Source organism: Pseudomonas brassicacearum (genome assembly GCF_000585995.1).
Classification (GTDB): Bacteria; Pseudomonadota; Gammaproteobacteria; order Pseudomonadales; family Pseudomonadaceae; genus Aquipseudomonas; species Aquipseudomonas brassicacearum_A.
This window is the reverse complement of the sequence record NZ_CP007410.1, coordinates 4,458,346-4,474,351: the sequence shown is the minus strand read 5'-3', so window position 1 is coordinate 4,474,351 and position 16,006 is coordinate 4,458,346. Positions and strand designations below refer to the sequence as shown.

Here is a 16,006-nt window from a genome sequence, read left to right as displayed (position 1 = left end):
GCGATGCGCTGGGTGTGTATTCTCTTCCCGCAATTGGCGTTGGACGCCGCGCTGCGTCAGCGCCCCGATCCAGACGAACCCCTGGCGCTATTGACCGGCCCGGCCCAGCGGCGGGTGCTGCAAGCGGTGAATGCGCAGGCAAGGGCCCTGGGCTTGCGTCCCGGCCAGACCATGACCGCCGCCCAGGCCCTGAGCAAAGGTTTTGCCACCGCCGAATACGACGCCGCGCAGATTGAGCACTGGCAACAGTTCCTGGCGGCCTGGGCCTACCGTTTCAGTTCCCAGGTCAGCGTGCATTACCCGCGTACGGTGCTGTTCGAGATCGAGTCGAGCCTGGGCCTGTTCGGGCCCTGGCCGGTGTTCGAGGCGCGGTTGCGGGCCGAACTGACCGAACTGGGTTTTCGTCATCGCATCGTCGCCGCTCCGAACCCGGTGGCGGCACGGGTATTGGCCAATGCCTATGACGCCCTGGTGGTGCCCGATAGCGAGACCTTGCAGGCGTGCCTGGGGCAAATGCCGGTGGACCGGATCGGTCTGGAGCCCGACGTCGCCACGGCATTGTCGCGCATGGGCCTGCGTCGCCTGAGCCAGGTCCAGGCCTTGCCCCGGCACACTCTGGCACGACGCTTCGAAGCCCAGGTGCTCAAGCACCTCGACGCACTGACGGGCAGTCGCACCCTGGCGTTGTCGTTCTATTTGCCGCCGGACCGTTTCGATGTGCGCATCGAACTCAACTACGACGTGCAGTCCCATCAGGCGTTGCTGTTTCCGTTGCGCCGGCTGACCGGTGATCTGTCGGCTTTCCTCTGCGGTCGTGACAGCGGCGTGCAGCGTTTTGACCTGCACCTGGAACACGCCGGATTACCCGACACGCTGATCAAGGTCGGTCTGCTCAGCGCCGAACGGGATCCTTCGATGCTCTTCGAGTTGGCCCGTGGCCGTTTGGAACAAGTACAGGTGGAGGCCCCGGTGCGTGGTTTTCGCTTGTGTGCCGAAGACCTGCCGAGTTTCGTGCCCCAGCGCCTGGAACTGTTCGATGATCGTCCGCAACAGTCCTTGCCCTGGGAGCAACTGCGCGAGCGCTTGCGGGCCCGGCTGGGGGATGACGCAGTGCAGGGCCTGGGGTTTCGCGACGACCATCGGCCTGAATGCGCCTGGCAGCTGACACCCCAGCCGCGGCCCCAGGCCTGTCCGGTGCGCGATGGCGTGCAGCGTCCCGGCTGGCTGCTGGATGAACCCCAAGCGTTGCAGGAGAGTCAGGCACGAATCCTTATCGGCCCGGAGCGCATCGAATCCGGCTGGTGGGACGGCGCCGACGTACGCCGGGATTACTACCTGATCGAAACCCGCGCAGGACAACGAGGCTGGGCCTATCGACCGGTGGGCGAGGGCGGGCCGTTGTGGCTGCAAGGTTGGTTCGCATGAACGTCGAATATGCCGAGCTGCATTGCCTGTCGAACTTCAGCTTCCAACGTGGCGCTTCCAGTGCCCTGGAGCTGTGCCGACGGGCTAAAGAGCAGGGCTACCAGGCCCTGGCGATCACCGACGAATGCACCCTGGCCGGGATTGTCCGGGCCTGGCAGGCGGCCAAGGAGCTGGACCTGCAACTGATCGTCGGCAGCGAAATCCAGGTCGAGAACGGTCCAAAGTTGGTGTTGCTGGTGGAGAACCTGGAAGGCTATCAAGCCTTGTGCCGGCTGATCACCCGTGCCCGGCGTCGCAGCGAGAAGGGCTGCTATCGCATCGTGCGGGAGGACTTCGACGAGCCCCTGCCGGGATTGCTGGTGCTGTGGGTGCCCGATGGTAAAGCCCCCGAAGAACAGGGCCGCTGGCTCCAGTCGATGTTTGCCGGGCGCCTATGGCTGACGGTCCAGTTGCATTGCGGACAGGACGACCGACGTCGGCTGGCGGATGTGCTGGCGTTGGCGGAGCGTTTGAACCTTCCGGCCGTGGCCAGTGGCGATGTGCACATGCACGTGCGTGGTCGTCGCGCTTTGCAGGACACCATGACCGCCATTCGCCACCACGTCACGGTGGCCGAGGCTGGCCAGCGCCTGCACCCTAACGGCGAGCGCCATCTGCGCAGCTTCCAGGCCCTGGCGGATCTCTATCCCCGTGCTTTGCTCGACGAGACGCTGAACATTGCCCGGCGCTGTACCTTCGACCTCGACCAACTGCGTTATCAATACCCGCGTGAGCTGGTGCCCGAGGGCCATGATCCGGCGTCCTGGTTGCGGGAACTGACCGAGCGGGGCATGCGCGAGCGCTGGAAAGAGGGCGTGGAAGATGAGATCCGGGTGCAGATCGACAAGGAGCTGACCCTGATCGCCGAATTGGGCTACGACAGTTATTTCCTCACCGTACAGGACATTGTCAGCTTTGCCCGCAGCCAGCACATCCTCTGCCAGGGACGCGGTTCGGCAGCCAACTCGGCGGTGTGCTACGCCCTGGGCATCACTGAAATCGACCCCAGTCGCACCAAGATGTTATTCGAACGATTCCTGTCCCGGGAGCGCAACGAACCGCCGGACATCGACGTCGATTTCGAACACGAACGGCGCGAGGAAGTCCTGCAGTACGTGTTCCGGCGCTATGGCCGCCATCGCGCGGCGTTGACGGCGGTGGTCAGCAGTTACCACGGTGCCGGGGCGGTGCGCGACGTCGCCAAGGCCCTGGGCCTGCCACCGGACCAGGTCAATGCATTGGCCGACTGCTGTGGGCGCTGGAGCGATGAAGCACCGCCAGTGGAGCGTTTGCGCGAAGGTGGCTTCGACCCGGACAGCCCGGTGTTGCGACGGGTGCTGGGCCTGACCCGACAACTGATCGGCTTCCCCCGGCATTTGTCCCAGCACCCAGGCGGTTTCGTGATTTCCGAACAGCCCCTGGACACCCTGGTACCGGTGGAAAACGCCGCCATGGCTGAGCGCACGATCATCCAGTGGGACAAGGATGACCTGGACGCGGTCGGGCTGTTAAAGGTCGATATCCTGGCCCTGGGCATGCTCAGTGCGATTCGTCGTTGTTTCGATTTGATCGAGCAGTATCGAGGCGCGCGCTACACCCTGGCGTCGTTGCCCAAGGAAGATCCGGCCACCTATGAAATGATCACTCGCGCCGACACCATCGGTGTGTTCCAGATCGAGTCACGGGCGCAGATGGCGATGTTGCCCCGACTGAAACCCGAGACCTTCTACGACTTGGTCATCGAAGTAGCGATCGTGCGGCCAGGACCGATCCAGGGAGGGATGGTGCACCCCTATTTGAAGCGCAAAAACAAGGAAGAGGTGGTGACTTACCCCTCTGAAGCGTTGGAAAAAGTGCTCAAACGCACCTTGGGCGTTCCTTTGTTTCAAGAGCAGGTCATGCAGATCGCCATCGTCGCGGCCGATTACACCCCCGGCGAAGCCGACCAGTTGCGTCGTTCCATGGCCGCCTGGAAACGTCACGGAGGGTTGGAACCCCATCGGGAACGCCTGGCAGCGGGGATGAAGAAAAACGGCTACACCCCCGAATTTGCCGCGCAGATATTCGAACAGATCAAAGGCTTCGGCAACTACGGTTTTCCCGAATCCCACGCCGCCAGTTTTGCCTTGCTGACCTACGCCAGCAGTTGGCTCAAATGCCACGAACCGGCAGCGTTCGCCTGTGCCCTGATCAACAGTTGGCCCATGGGTTTCTACAGCCCGGACCAGATCCTCCAGGATGCCCGCCGACATCAATTGCAGATCCTTGCGGTGGACGTGCGCGCCAGTGATTGGGATTGCAGTCTCGAGCCCATTGAAGGCCGACAACCGGCGCTTCGCATGGGCTTGCGCATGGTCAAAGGCTTTCGCGAAGAGGATGCCCGCCGTATCGAAATGGCCCGTCGGCAGCGGACCTTCAGTGACGTGGCCGACCTGGGCGAGCGCGCGCAACTCGATGCCCGGGCCCAGGCGCAACTGGCTGATGCCGGTGCCTTGCAGGGCTTGGCCGGTGATCGTCACCGTGCCCGCTGGGCAGTGGCCGGGGTGCAGAAACAACTGGGCTTGTTCGCCGGTTTGCCCAGCCAGGAGGAAGTGCCTGTGGCCTTGCCAAAACCTACGGTGGGGGAAAACCTGTTTGCTGATTACGCCATGCTTGGCACGACACTGGGGCCCCATCCGCTGGCCCTGCTGCGCTCCGAACTGCGCGCCCGACGCTGCCGCAGCTCACGGGAATTGCAGGCGGTGGAACATGGTCGCAACGTCAGCGTCGCCGGGTTGGTCACCGGCCGCCAACGCCCGGGCACGGCCAGCGGTGTGACCTTCGTCACCCTGGAAGATGAATTCGGCAACCTCAACGTGGTGGTCTGGCGCGACCTGGCCGAGCGCCAACGCAAGGTTCTGGTGGGTTCGCAATTACTCAGGGTCGACGGGCGTTGGGAAAGCGTCGGCGAGGTCCGCCACCTGATCGCCGGGCGCTTGAGTGATTTGAGCGAATTGCTGGCGGGTATCCAGGTGCATAGCCGCGATTTTCGCTGAAATCGGCTGCCAATTTGTTTGGACCAAGGACATGTCGGACCTGTGGCGAGGGAGCTTGCTCCCGCTGGGCTGCGAAGCAGCCCCAAAAAAGATTACGACGGCTGCGCCGCCGAGCGGGAGCAAGCTCCCTCGCCACAGGATCGTGCCTGGATCGACCATCATGAAACCAAACGCCAACGAAGCGCTCGAAGCTCTGAGCGTAAGGGACTCGTGGTATACCTGTTCCTTGCAAGCACTTTCAGGTTCAGAGTCGACCCCATGCAGTTCTTAACCCACAATCACGGATGTTCCGGTTGGGACGGTGAGATGGCCGGACGTATCCGGGCGTTCGATTGGAGCCAGACCGAACTGGGCGCTATCGAGCACTGGTCCGCCAGCCTGCGCAACGCTGTCCAAATGCTGCTGGCTTCGCCCCTGCCGATGGTCATGTTGTGGGGCTGCCAGGGCTTTATGATCTACAACGATGCCTATGCCGAGTTTGCGGGTGGTCGCCATCCGTACCTGCTGGGGTGCGCGGTAGAGTTGGGCTGGCCGGAAGTCGCTGAATTCAATCGCCATGTACTGGACGTCTGCCTGGCCGGTGGCACCTTGTCCTATCGCAGCAAAGAGCTGGTATTGCTGCGCGATGGCAAACCTGAAGATGTCTGGATGGACCTCTACTACAGCCCGGTACCCGGTGATGACCAAGCCCCGGCGGGTGTGTTGGCGATCGTGGTGGAAACCACCGAACATGTGCTAACCGAGCGCGCCCGGCAAGAAGCCGAACGCAGTTACCGTGCGGTCAATGAACGCATCCAGCTGGCCCTTTCGGCCGGGCCTTTGCTGGGGTCGTTCGTCTGGGATGTCCAGGCCGACACGCTGTCCGGCGATGAGCGTTTTGCCCGTACCTTCGACTATCCGCCAGACACGCCACTGGACGCACTGCCCGTCGAGATTGCCCGCCAGCGCATCCACCCGGACGACCTTGACGACGTCGATCAAAGCGTCCAACTGACCTTGCGCACGGGCACACCTTACAGCGCTGAATATCGGGTGCGCCGCCTGGGCGGTGATTACCTGTGGGTGCTGGCCAGCGGTCGATGTGAGTTCGATGCAACGGGCAAGCCCCTGCGTTTTCCGGGCGTGCTGATTGATATCAACGAACGCAAGACCGCCGAAGCCTCGCTGCTCAAATTCACCCGCGACCTGGAACAGCGCGTCGCCGACGAGGTGCATGCACGATTGACGGCGGAAGAGCAGTTGCGCCAGTCGCAGAAACTCGAAGCCATTGGGGGCCTCACCGGCGGTGTGGCCCATGACTTCAACAACTTGCTGCAAGTGATTGCCGGCAACCTGCACTTGCTGGCCCGCCACGAACCGGACAACGCCAACGTGCAACGGCGAGTCAGTGCTTCACTCGAAGCCGTGGAACGGGGCGCCAAGTTGTCGTCGCAACTGCTGGCTTTTGCCCGACGCCAGCCACTGTCACCGGCGGTCTACAACCCACGGCGGATCTTCGATGATCTGGGCGAACTGCTGCAACGGGCCCTGGGCGAAACCATTCAGATTGAAGTGAGCTTGCCTTGCGAGCCCTGGTGTATCCATGTCGATCGCAATCAACTGGAAAACGCTCTGTTGAACTTGGCGATCAATGCTCGCGATGCCATGGGCGGCGAGGGCACCATCAGCATGATCGGCGAGAACATCGTGCTTGATGAATCATCCTGTGTCGGCAAGGGCATCCTGGCGGGTGACTATGTACGTTTGTCGGTGATCGATCGCGGCGCAGGCATGCCACCCGATGTCTTGAATCAAGTGTTCGAGCCGTTTTTCACCACCAAGACTGATGGCCAGGGCACCGGGCTGGGCCTGAGCATGGTGTTCGGGTTCGTCAAGCAGAGTGGCGGGCATATCGAGATTTCCAGCAGCCTGGGGGAGGGCACGCGGGCGCAGATGTATTTTCCCCGCAGCCTCCAGCCTGAAACTGCGGAAGAGGCGCATAACGACCCGCTTCAGCCCGGTGGGCAAGAAACGATCCTGGTGGTGGAGGACAACGAAGAGGTGCGCCGTGCGTCGGTGGAATTGCTCGAGCACTCCGGTTATCGGACCCTCACGGCCGCGAACGCCGATGAGGCCATGAAACTGCTGCTTGAGGGCGCCTCGGTGGACTTGATCTTCACTGACGTGGTCATGCCCGGCCTGATCAAGAGTTCCGACCTGGCCGCCTGGGCCAAGGTACAGAACCCAGCGGTACCGGTGCTGTTCACCTCGGGCCACACCCGGGACATCATCTCCCGGAATCATCAATTGAGCCCCGATACCCATTTGCTGAGTAAACCCTATGGTCCGGACGCGCTGACGCGGATGGTGAGGGCTGTGCTGGGCGGCTGATCGCGGTCCCGTAAACAAATGGAACCGAAGCTGTTGCGTCGCCTTCGAATAAGCATGACCGGTCATCCATCCGGCCCTGCCATGAACGAGGTGCCCATGAACGACGATCCTGCACACACCCAGCAACAAGGCCAGACGCAAACTCCGTCCCCGCGTAATGACCCGGCCATCGATCCCCAAGTTGCCCCTACCCCGGCGGGCACCCCTTCAGTAAGCCCAGCTGGGGAAAACCAGGCCCAAAGCGCCGACAGCGAGGTCGATCAGAAAAATCATCATCAGGACAATGACAATACCTTCAGCCCGGGCTTCAAACCTGAGCCGGACCGGCCAAAGTCCGATGAGAGCACGGATGCGGATATTGATACGGACGGTGGCTAGCGAATAAAAAGCCCGACGCGATGGTCGGGCTTTTTTGTGCTTCACCTGTTACTTGCTCGGATGAGCAGCCTGAAGTTTCTTGGCTTCGTCCAAGTGATGCTGCAGATCCGGCAGCATTTTCTGGGCGAACGCCTTCAGTTCGGTGTTGCCTGCCTTTTTATCGTCCGTAACCGTCTCGGCCTCTTTCTTGAACAGGGCGATGGTTTCTTCGTGGGCCTTCACCTGGTTGTTGGCGTAGGCCGCATCAAAGGATTCATCACGTACTTCGAGAATCTTGGCCTTGGCCTTCTTCATCAACGTGGTTTCGTCTGGCACTTCAATGTCATGTTTTTTTGCCAGTGCGAGTAGTTCTTCATTGGCTTTGGTATGGTCGGTGATCATCTTGTTGGCAAACGCCTTCACGTCCGCCGAAGCACTTTTTTCCAAGGCCAGTTTGCTGGTTTCGATTTCCGCGATGCCACCAGCCGCCGCATTGTCGACGAAGTCATTGGAGGTTGCGGCCCAAGCCATGCCCATGCTGGTGCTGAGGGCAACTGCCAGGCCGAGTTGACGCAGGGTAAATCCGTCCATAGGTAAGTCTCCACACAGGTTGAAAGAGCGATTCTTTTCGTCTCTGATCAATGGAGAGCGACGCCTGGGCAAAGGTTTGATTTGAAGGCGTTGCGTCACGACGAACGGTCACCGCTGGTCGGATTGGCGGTCGACAGAACCCCGTCGACGAGGCCATCCTGATCATCGACGAGCGCTGTAAAGGCGTCTTCCACCGACCCACTGAAGGAGGTGTTCCATGCCGGTGTCCCACGATTTGTGCCAGGATCTGAACTGCACAAAAGACCACATCCAGCAAAAACGCAGCGAGGATCCAAGGCTCGACTCGTTACTTCAAAAATATTCCCAACTTGATGCCGAGGTGGTCGACGCCGAGAAGCCATCGTCGGCGGCGCTGTCCGACGAAGTCCTGGAGACGCTCAAGAAGAAACGCTTGCTGCTCAAAGATAAGATTGCAGATAAATTGAAGCAGCCGTGAGGCTGGCCTACTTGTGAGGGGCAGCGGTGAGGGGATAAATCCCCTCACCACAGATCCATCAGGTCAGCGGGTCCCAGCGCTGGGACCAGTCGCTACCGGTCTTGACGATCTCGCGCAGCACTTCGAACGCCTGCTGCAGCGCCACCGAATCCCGGTCCCGGGAATAGACCAGGTAGGTCGGGTAGTTGAATTCCGGCGCCTTGGGCACCCGTTTCAGAATGCCGCTGTCCAGGTAGCTCTGCACAACGCGGGTGCGGAAGTAGCCGCTGCCACCGTTTTCCAGAATGTACTGCAAGGCCAGTGGGCCGAGGTTGAAGGTCACTGCTGCCTTGGCCTTGTCCGGTAGCGCGGTGTCGTGTTGGCGGCGGAAGTCGGCGCTCCAGTCGATGTACACGTAGGGCTCGGGACACGTGGCAAGGCGCACCAGGATAAGTTTTTCCTCCAGCAGTTGCTCGACTTGCAGGCGCGGCCAGTATTCCGGCTGGTACACCACCGCCGCATCCAGCAGACCCAACTCCAGCTGCTGCAGTAGTTTTTCACCGTCGCGGATGTCCATGCGCAGGGCATGGCCGGGGATCTTCTGGCGCAGTTCGCCGGCCCAGGCGAGCATCAAGGGGTTGCACAGGCTGACCTCGCCGCCGAGGTGCAAGACGTTGCGATAGCCCTCGGGCAGCGGCAGGTCCCGGCGGGCAGCTTCCCAGGTTTGCACCAGTTGGTTGGCATAGATCACGAAGGCCTCACCGTCGGCGGTCAGGCGTGCGCCGGCCCGGTTGCGCACGAACAACGCACAGCCGAGCTGGCTTTCGAGCTTCTGTACCCGAGCGGTAATCGCTGTCTGGGTGACGTGCAGCTTATCGGCTGCCGCGGCGAGACTGCCGTGGCGGACGATTTCCAGGAAGGTACGGGCGAGGTCGATGTCCATGTTCAGGCCGATGCGGGGGAAGCGGGCATTGTAAGAGCTGCCACGCGTCCCCGATACCGGGAATCATTGGAGGGCTTGGGCCCGCGCCATCCGCGCCCAGGGCGCCACCAGGCGTTCTGGTGTGCGGCAGGCCTTATGCTTGAGCACGAAATGCCGGCACTTCTCGGCGAAGCCGTGGCGATTGTCCACCATGTCACGGCGCATTTGCATGAGTTCGCTGTCGCGGCACGCCTGGATCGCCGGCTGGCTCCGTTCGGCCTTGCGCACCCGAATGGCTTCATAGGTTGGATCGAGCAGCGCACTGTTGGCCCGTTGCAGCAGCCATAGGCTGAACTCGTCGGGGCAGCGTGGCCCGATCTCTTGGACCATGCCATAGCGCAACGCCTGGAGCGCGCTGATGGGCAGGCAGTCCTGGGTGAGTTGCCGGGCTATGTCCGGCCCGACTGCGCGGGGCAGGCTGTAGGTCCAGTATTCGGAACCGTACAGGCCCATGGTTGCGTAGTGAGGGTTGAGCACAATGTCGCTGCGCGCCAGGACGACATCGGCCGCCAAGGCCAACATCACGCCGCCAGCCCCGGCGTTACCCGTCAGGCCGCTGACGACCAGTTGCCGGGCACTGAACAATTCGAGGCAAACGTCATCGATGGCCTGGATGTTGGCCCAGGCCTCCAGGCCGGGCTCGGCGGCGGCCTGGATCACGTTCAGGTGCACGCCGTTGGAAAAGCTGCCGCGCCCGCCCCGGATCAACAGCACCTCGGTGTCCCGGGACTTGGCCCAGCGCAGCGCTTCCACCAGGCGTTGGCATTGCCCGGTGCTCATCGCGCCGTTATAGAACTCGAACGTCAGTTCACCCACATGGCCGCATTCGCGGTAGCGAATGGGCTGGTACGCTTCATCGCTGAATGGCTGCCGGGCCAGGGAACTGTCGAGCACCGGGACACCTTTGAGTCGTTCCGACAGCACATGGCGCGCCGGGCGCTTGAATGTCTGTTCGCCAGGTTGCGGTTTATGGCGCAGGGCGCCGATCCACAGGCTCGCGTCGCCTGTCGCCACCAGCACCGCGTCGTCGCGCACGGCCAGCAGTTCGCCGGGCAGGCCATGACGAACGTCCGCATGGGCGTCGTACAGGTAGAACTGGCTGCCCGCCAGGCTCGCGAGCACACCGGGCTGACCGTCGGCGGCGTCGATGCAGCGCTTGATGAAGCGGGTGCTGTCATGCCAGCTGAAGGTGCGATCGTCCTGGGTCATGTTCGGTTGCAGGCGTCCGACCACGTCATGACGGTTGTAGTCCAGCGGCACCGGGGTGAAACCGTTGACGAATTTTTCCACGACTTCGCGAATGCAACGGATGGCCGCATCGCTGACCGGGCCGTTATACAACTCGGATTTGCGCAGGCCTTCGGGCAGGTTGAATTCACACGTGGCCCAGATCGGACCGGCGTCCATTTCTTCCACCGCCTGCAACGCCGTCACGCCCCAGCGCTCGGGTTGCCGGGTGATGGCCCAGTCCAGGGCGCTGGCGCCGCGGTCGCCGACGATGCCCGGGTGAATGATCACCACTGGACGCCGGTGATTGCGCCACAACTGCCCGGGTACGCGGTCCTTGAGAAACGGGCAGATCACCAGGTCGGCGCCACTTTCTTCGATTTGCCGACAGACCGAGGCGGGATCGGTGAACAGCACCACGCTGGGCCGGTAGCCGGCTTCGCGCAGCGCCAGCCAGGCGCGTTGGGTCAGGCCATTGAACGCGGTCGATAGCAGAATGATCTTCAGTGCGGGCATGAAAGTCTCTTCCTTGAGATGAGCAGGCGCAGGCTCCCGATGAGCCGTCCCTGGCTTTGATGGAGGCGCTAAATTACTGGTTGGCGGGCGAGTGGCAACTGACCAGGGTCAAGGTTGTGCGTGCTGCGGGAAATCGGCGGAGGGTAAAAACACGAATCCCGCCATGGGGGCGGGATTCGTTTGCAGCGCAAAGGCCTGGGAAGAAACGCGAGCGTCGTCTCAGCTTGGGAACAGCTCGGACAGTTTCATCGCCAGCATCATGTCGCCTTCGGCGCGCAGCTTGCCGCCCATGAACGCTTGCATGCCGTCGGTTTCACCGCTGACGATCCCTTCGAGGGTTTCGCCGTCCATGACCAGGGTCACCTGGGCGTCCGGGTTTTCACCTTCCTGCAGTTCGCAGGTGCTGTCCTTGACGATCAGCGAGAAATTCTTGGTATCGTCGATGCGGAAACCGAATACCAGGTCCAGGCCGGCAGCGGCGGCTGGGTTGAACTTGGCTTTCATGGCTTGTACGGCGTCGGCTACGGAGGTCATGGTTTCGATCCTTATTTGAGTGATACAGCAAGGGTCTACAGTAATCCGGACTCAGCGAAAGGTGATGAGGTCCGGGGCCTTCAGCAGTTGCAGGTGGGCATGACTGTTGAAGGAAGCCAGGGCCACCTCGCGGCCCCTGAATTTCAGGTGGTTGAGCGAGGTGTTGACGATTTGCCAGTTCATTTCGAAAGCCTGTCGGGCCGGTATCTGAGTGATCAGGTGGAGCAGGGCGGTGATGGTGCCGCCGGAGGTGAACACGGCGATCTTCTGCGTATTGTCGGCTTGTTCCAGGATGCGCTGCAGACCGGCCTGGACCCGCTCGACGAACCCCAGCCAGCTTTCCAACCCGGGCGGGTCGTAGCGGCCGCTGAGCCAGCGCTCGACGATCAACGCAAAGATGCGTTGGAATTCGGCGCGGTTCTGTGCGGCGTTGCGCAGGATGTCCAGGGCTCCGGGTTCCTCGGGGAGCATATCTGGAAGCAGGGCGCGGATTACCGCGTCGGCATCGAACTCATTGAACGCGGCGTCGATTTCCAGCTCGGGAACCGGTAGCCCGGCGGCGGACATCTGGCCCAGCGCGCCCGTGGCGGTGTCCTGTTGACGACGCAGGTCTCCCGAGAGGCAACGATCGAATACGACACCGAGCTCAGCCAGGTGGCTGCCGAGCACTTGCGCCTGGCGCACACCGTTGGGCGACAGGACATCGTAGTCGTCCGCACCGAAGGAGGCCTGGCCATGTCGAATCAGATAGATGCTGCCCACGTCCGCGTCATCCCGGTACGTTGAAGGTTTGGCGAGGTTATGAGGATGGCGGTGAGCTGTCAATGAAAAAACATACGCTTGTTTGAAATGCCTGTTACAGCCGATGGCCAGGCCCCCTGCTCGCGTTTGAGTGTGCAGCCTGTATTCCAAGGAGCGCCAAGGTAACCGCAGGTTTCATGGCTGGTCGCGAGGCAGGCGCATGGGTATGCTGGGAGCGTTAGGTGCCCGCTTTTGAGCGGCGTTTTGAATTGACTAGGAGCCATTGTGGAGTTCTTCATCGAATACGCCAGTTTTCTGGCCAAGACCGTGACGCTGGTGATCGCCATCCTGGTGGTGCTGGCCAGTTTTGCTGCGCTGCGCAGCAAGGGTCGGCGCAAGTCGGCCGGCCAGTTGCAGGTGAGCAAGCTCAACGATTTCTACAAAGGTCTGCGCGAGCGTCTGGAGCAGACGCTGCTGGACAAGGACCAGCTCAAGGCCCTGCGCAAGACAGAAAGCAAGGCTGAAAAGTCTGCGAAGAAGCAAAAGGACAAACCAGCGACCAAGCCGCGGGTGTTCGTGCTGGATTTCGACGGCGACATCAAGGCCTCGGCCACCGAGAGCCTGCGTCATGAAATCACCGCGCTGCTGACCCTGGCGACGCCGAAGGATGAAGTGGTGCTGCGCCTGGAAAGCGGCGGGGGCATGGTCCACAGCTACGGCCTGGCCTCCTCGCAACTGGCGCGTATCCGTCAGGCGGGCGTGCCGTTGACAGTTTGCATCGACAAGGTCGCGGCCAGCGGCGGCTATATGATGGCGTGCATCGGCGAGAAGATCATCAGTGCACCGTTCGCCATTCTTGGCTCCATCGGTGTCGTTGCGCAGTTGCCCAACGTCAACCGGCTGCTGAAGAAACACGACATCGATTTTGAAGTGCTGACCGCCGGTGAATACAAACGCACGTTGACGGTGTTCGGCGAAAATACCGAGAAGGGCCGGGAGAAGTTCCAGGAAGAGCTGGACATCACCCATGAGCTGTTCAAGAACTTTGTGTCCAACTACCGTCCGCAACTGGCCATTGACGAAGTGGCGACTGGTGAAGTCTGGCTGGGTGTCGCGGCGCTGGGCAGGGGGCTGGTGGACGAACTGAAGACCAGCGACGAATACCTCGCCGAGCGGGCCAAGGCTGCCGAGCTGTACCACCTGCACTACGCCGAACGCAAAAGCCTGCAAGAACGCATCGGCATGGCGGCCAGCGGTTCGGTGGATCGGGTCTTGCTGAATTGGTGGAGTCGCCTGACCCAGCAGCGTTTCTGGTAATTGCAGAGAGAGTGCCTACCCCCCTTGTGGGGGCGAGCTTGCTCGCGATAGCAGCGGCACATCCAACATAGATGCAAGCTGATCCAGCGCTATCGCGAGCAAGCTATCTCCCACAGTGGTTCTGAGGCGGGTGGGAGCGAGATGGGTTCAAGATACCGAAAACAAAAAAGCCCTGAACCGGACACCCGGATCAGGGCTTTTTCATGGGGCTGTTTCAGCGACGACGAAACAGCGGCAGCGGCTCGTCGGTGGCGGCCTGGTAGGTCACCGAGAAGTCCTTGAGGCTTTCGAGGGCCTCATAGGGGTCTTTGTCAGCGCGCAGGGCAAAGGCGTCGAAACCGCAGCGGCGCATGTAGAACAGCTGGTCGCGCAGCACATCGCCAATCGCCCGCAATTCACCCTTGAAACCATAGCGATCACGCAACAAACGAGCGTTGGAGTAGCTGCGTCCGTCGGTAAAGGCCGGGAAGTTCAAGGCGATAACCTGAAATTGATTGGCATCATCACCAATCTCTTCCGCTTCCTCGTCGGCATCCAGCCACACGCCGAGGCCACCGTCGCGAGCCTTGAGAGCGTGACCATGATCGCGCCACAGGGCCAGGGGAACGATCAGGTCATCGCAGTTGGAGATGCCATCGAAAGACGCATCCTTGGGCAGCAGGTGCCAGGTTTCGTCGATGACCTCGTTGTTCTTAATGATTCGCTGCATAGACGCGTTCCTTGAAGAGGTCGATGCCAATACGTTGATACGTGTCGATGAAGCGCTCGTCTTCGGTACGTTGTTCAATGTACACGTCGATCAGCTTTTCGATCACGTCAGGCATGTCATCCTGGGCAAACGATGGACCGAGGATCTTGCCCAGGCTGGCATCGCGGTTACCGCTGCCGCCCAGGGAAACCTGGTAGAACTCTTCGCCTTTCTTGTCCACGCCCAGGATGCCGATGTGGCCGACGTGGTGGTGGCCACAGGCGTTCATGCAACCGGAAATGTTCAGGTCCAGCTCGCCGATATCGAACAGGTAGTCCAAGTCGTCGAAACGACGCTGGATCGACTCGGCGATAGGAATCGACTTGGCGTTGGCCAGGGAGCAGAAATCACCGCCCGGGCAGCAGATGATGTCGGTCAGCAGGCCGATGTTCGGGGTGGCGAAGCCTTGCTCGCGCAACTCGCCCCACAGGGTGAACAACTGGCTCTCTTCAACGTCCGCCAGGATGATGTTCTGCTCGTGGGAGGTGCGCAGTTGACCGAAGCTGTAGCGCTCGGCCAGGTCGGCCACGGCGTCCAGTTGCTTGTCGGTGATGTCGCCCGGCGCAACGCCGGTTGGCTTCAGGGACAGGGTTACCGCGACGTAGCCCGGCTTTTTGTGGGCCAGGGTGTTGCGAGTGCGCCAGCGGGCGAAGCCTGGATGTTCTTTGTCGAGGGCAGCCAGCTCGGCGTCCTGATTGCTCAGGGCCTTGTAGTCCGGATCGACGAAGTGCTTGGCCACACGGTGGACTTCGGCTTCGGTCAGGGTGGTCTGGCCGCCGCGCAGGTGAGCCATTTCGGCCTCGACCTTCTCGGCAAACACTTCAGGCGTCAGGGCCTTGACCAGAATCTTGATCCGCGCCTTGTACTTGTTGTCGCGACGGCCGTAGCGGTTGTATACCCGCAGGATGGCGTCGAGGTAGCTCAGCAGGTCCTGCCACGGCAGGAACTCGTTGATGAACGCGCCGACCACCGGCGTACGGCCGAGGCCGCCACCTACCAGGACACGGAAGCCCAGCTCGCCGGCGGCGTTGTAGACCGTCTCCAGGCCGATGTCGTGGACTTCGATGGCTGCGCGGTCCGAGCTCGAGCCATTGATGGCGATCTTGAACTTGCGCGGCAGGTAGGCGAATTCCGGATGGAATGTGGTCCACTGACGGACGATCTCGCACCATGGACGCGGGTCGATCAGCTCATCGGCGGCGACACCGGCAAATTGGTCGGTGGTGACGTTGCGCAGGCAGTTGCCGCTGGTCTGGATCGCGTGCATTTGTACGGTGGCCAGTTCAGCCAGGATCTCAGGTACGTCTTCCAGCGCCGGCCAGTTGTACTGGACGTTCTGCCGGGTACTGATGTGGGCGTAGCCCTTGTCGTAGTCGCGGGCAATCTTGGCCAGCATGCGTACCTGGCGCGAAGTCAGCTGGCCATAAGGCACAGCCACGCGCAGCATCGGGGCGAAGCGCTGGATATACAGGCCATTCTGCAAGCGCAGAGGGCGGAATTCTTCTTCGCTCAGCTCGCCTGCCAGATAGCGTCGGGTCTGATCACGGAACTGCTTGACGCGGTCCTCGATGATTCGCTGATCGTACTCGTCATATACGTACATATAAGTCTCGTTCTCAGGCTTGGGCCGATCAGAAACAGCTGCGTGTTGGCTCGCTGGAATCGGATTCTGCCTCGGCAATTCTGCG

The 16,006-nt window shown here is 61.5% G+C and carries 13 protein-coding genes; 6 read left to right on the top strand and 7 right to left on the bottom strand.

The window, feature by feature from the left end; translation table 11 throughout:
* Positions 1-3 precede the first annotated feature (3 nt).
* From CD58_RS18950 to CD58_RS18935, 4 genes are all read left to right on the top strand, one after another.
* Positions 4-1,425, top strand: a complete 1,422-nt coding sequence (locus CD58_RS18950; RefSeq protein WP_025214565.1) for a Y-family DNA polymerase — start codon at positions 4-6, stop codon at positions 1,423-1,425.
* Entirely contained in the window at positions 1,422-4,499 is a 3,078-nt protein-coding gene (locus tag CD58_RS18945; protein ID WP_025214564.1) for an error-prone DNA polymerase, read from the top strand. Before CD58_RS18950 ends, CD58_RS18945 begins: the two co-directional genes overlap by 4 nt.
* A gap of 258 nt (positions 4,500-4,757) precedes the next feature.
* Positions 4,758-6,869, top strand: coding sequence for a hybrid sensor histidine kinase/response regulator (locus CD58_RS18940; protein WP_080712585.1), 2,112 nt, complete (start codon positions 4,758-4,760; stop codon positions 6,867-6,869).
* 96 nt (positions 6,870-6,965) lie between these two features.
* On the top strand, positions 6,966-7,247 hold the full coding sequence (locus tag CD58_RS18935) for a hypothetical protein (RefSeq protein ID WP_025214562.1): 282 nt from the start codon (positions 6,966-6,968) through the stop codon (positions 7,245-7,247).
* Positions 7,248-7,295: 48 nt separating this feature from the next.
* On the opposite strand, the gene CD58_RS18930 is transcribed toward CD58_RS18935, so the two are convergent.
* Positions 7,296-7,817, bottom strand: a complete 522-nt coding sequence (locus CD58_RS18930; RefSeq protein WP_025214561.1) for a DUF4142 domain-containing protein — start codon at positions 7,815-7,817, stop codon at positions 7,296-7,298.
* 217 nt (positions 7,818-8,034) lie between these two features.
* Here CD58_RS18930 and CD58_RS18925 point away from each other — a divergent pair, with 217 nt between their 5' ends.
* Positions 8,035-8,274, top strand: a complete 240-nt coding sequence (locus CD58_RS18925) for a DUF465 domain-containing protein (protein ID WP_025214560.1) — start codon at positions 8,035-8,037, stop codon at positions 8,272-8,274.
* A gap of 58 nt (positions 8,275-8,332) precedes the next feature.
* Here CD58_RS18925 and CD58_RS18920 read toward each other — a convergent pair whose 3' ends face one another.
* The 4 genes from CD58_RS18920 to CD58_RS18905 all read right to left on the bottom strand — a co-directional run bounded on the left by CD58_RS18920 (position 8,333) and on the right by CD58_RS18905 (position 12,274).
* Positions 8,333-9,196 carry a LysR family transcriptional regulator gene (locus CD58_RS18920; RefSeq protein WP_025214559.1) on the bottom strand — a complete coding sequence of 288 codons (864 nt, stop codon included), beginning with the start codon at positions 9,194-9,196 and terminating at the stop codon, positions 8,333-8,335.
* A gap of 63 nt (positions 9,197-9,259) precedes the next feature.
* Positions 9,260-10,978 (bottom strand): hydrogenase maturation protein, encoded by a 1,719-nt coding sequence (locus CD58_RS18915; RefSeq protein WP_025214558.1) that lies wholly within the window; start codon positions 10,976-10,978, stop codon positions 9,260-9,262.
* A 219-nt stretch (positions 10,979-11,197) separates the two neighbouring features.
* The gene (locus CD58_RS18910) at positions 11,198-11,512 is read right to left on the bottom strand and encodes an SCP2 sterol-binding domain-containing protein (protein ID WP_003182883.1); all 315 of its coding nucleotides are present in this window, start codon (positions 11,510-11,512) and stop codon (positions 11,198-11,200) included.
* A gap of 51 nt (positions 11,513-11,563) precedes the next feature.
* Complete coding sequence (locus tag CD58_RS18905) at positions 11,564-12,274, bottom strand: histidine phosphatase family protein (RefSeq protein WP_025214557.1); 711 nt, start codon at positions 12,272-12,274, stop codon at positions 11,564-11,566.
* Positions 12,275-12,538: 264 nt separating this feature from the next.
* Between CD58_RS18905 and sohB the strand changes: the two genes are divergently transcribed.
* Positions 12,539-13,570: a protease SohB gene (gene sohB, locus CD58_RS18900; RefSeq protein WP_025214556.1), complete on the top strand. Its 1,032-nt coding sequence runs from the start codon at positions 12,539-12,541 to the stop codon at positions 13,568-13,570.
* Positions 13,571-13,784: 214 nt separating this feature from the next.
* Here sohB and CD58_RS18895 read toward each other — a convergent pair whose 3' ends face one another.
* On the bottom strand, positions 13,785-14,279 hold the full coding sequence (locus CD58_RS18895) for a DUF934 domain-containing protein (protein ID WP_025214555.1): 495 nt from the start codon (positions 14,277-14,279) through the stop codon (positions 13,785-13,787).
* Entirely contained in the window at positions 14,263-15,921 is a 1,659-nt protein-coding gene (locus CD58_RS18890) for a nitrite/sulfite reductase (RefSeq protein WP_025214554.1), read from the bottom strand. Before CD58_RS18890 ends, CD58_RS18895 begins: the two co-directional genes overlap by 17 nt.
* Between the last annotated feature and the right edge of the window lie 85 nt (positions 15,922-16,006).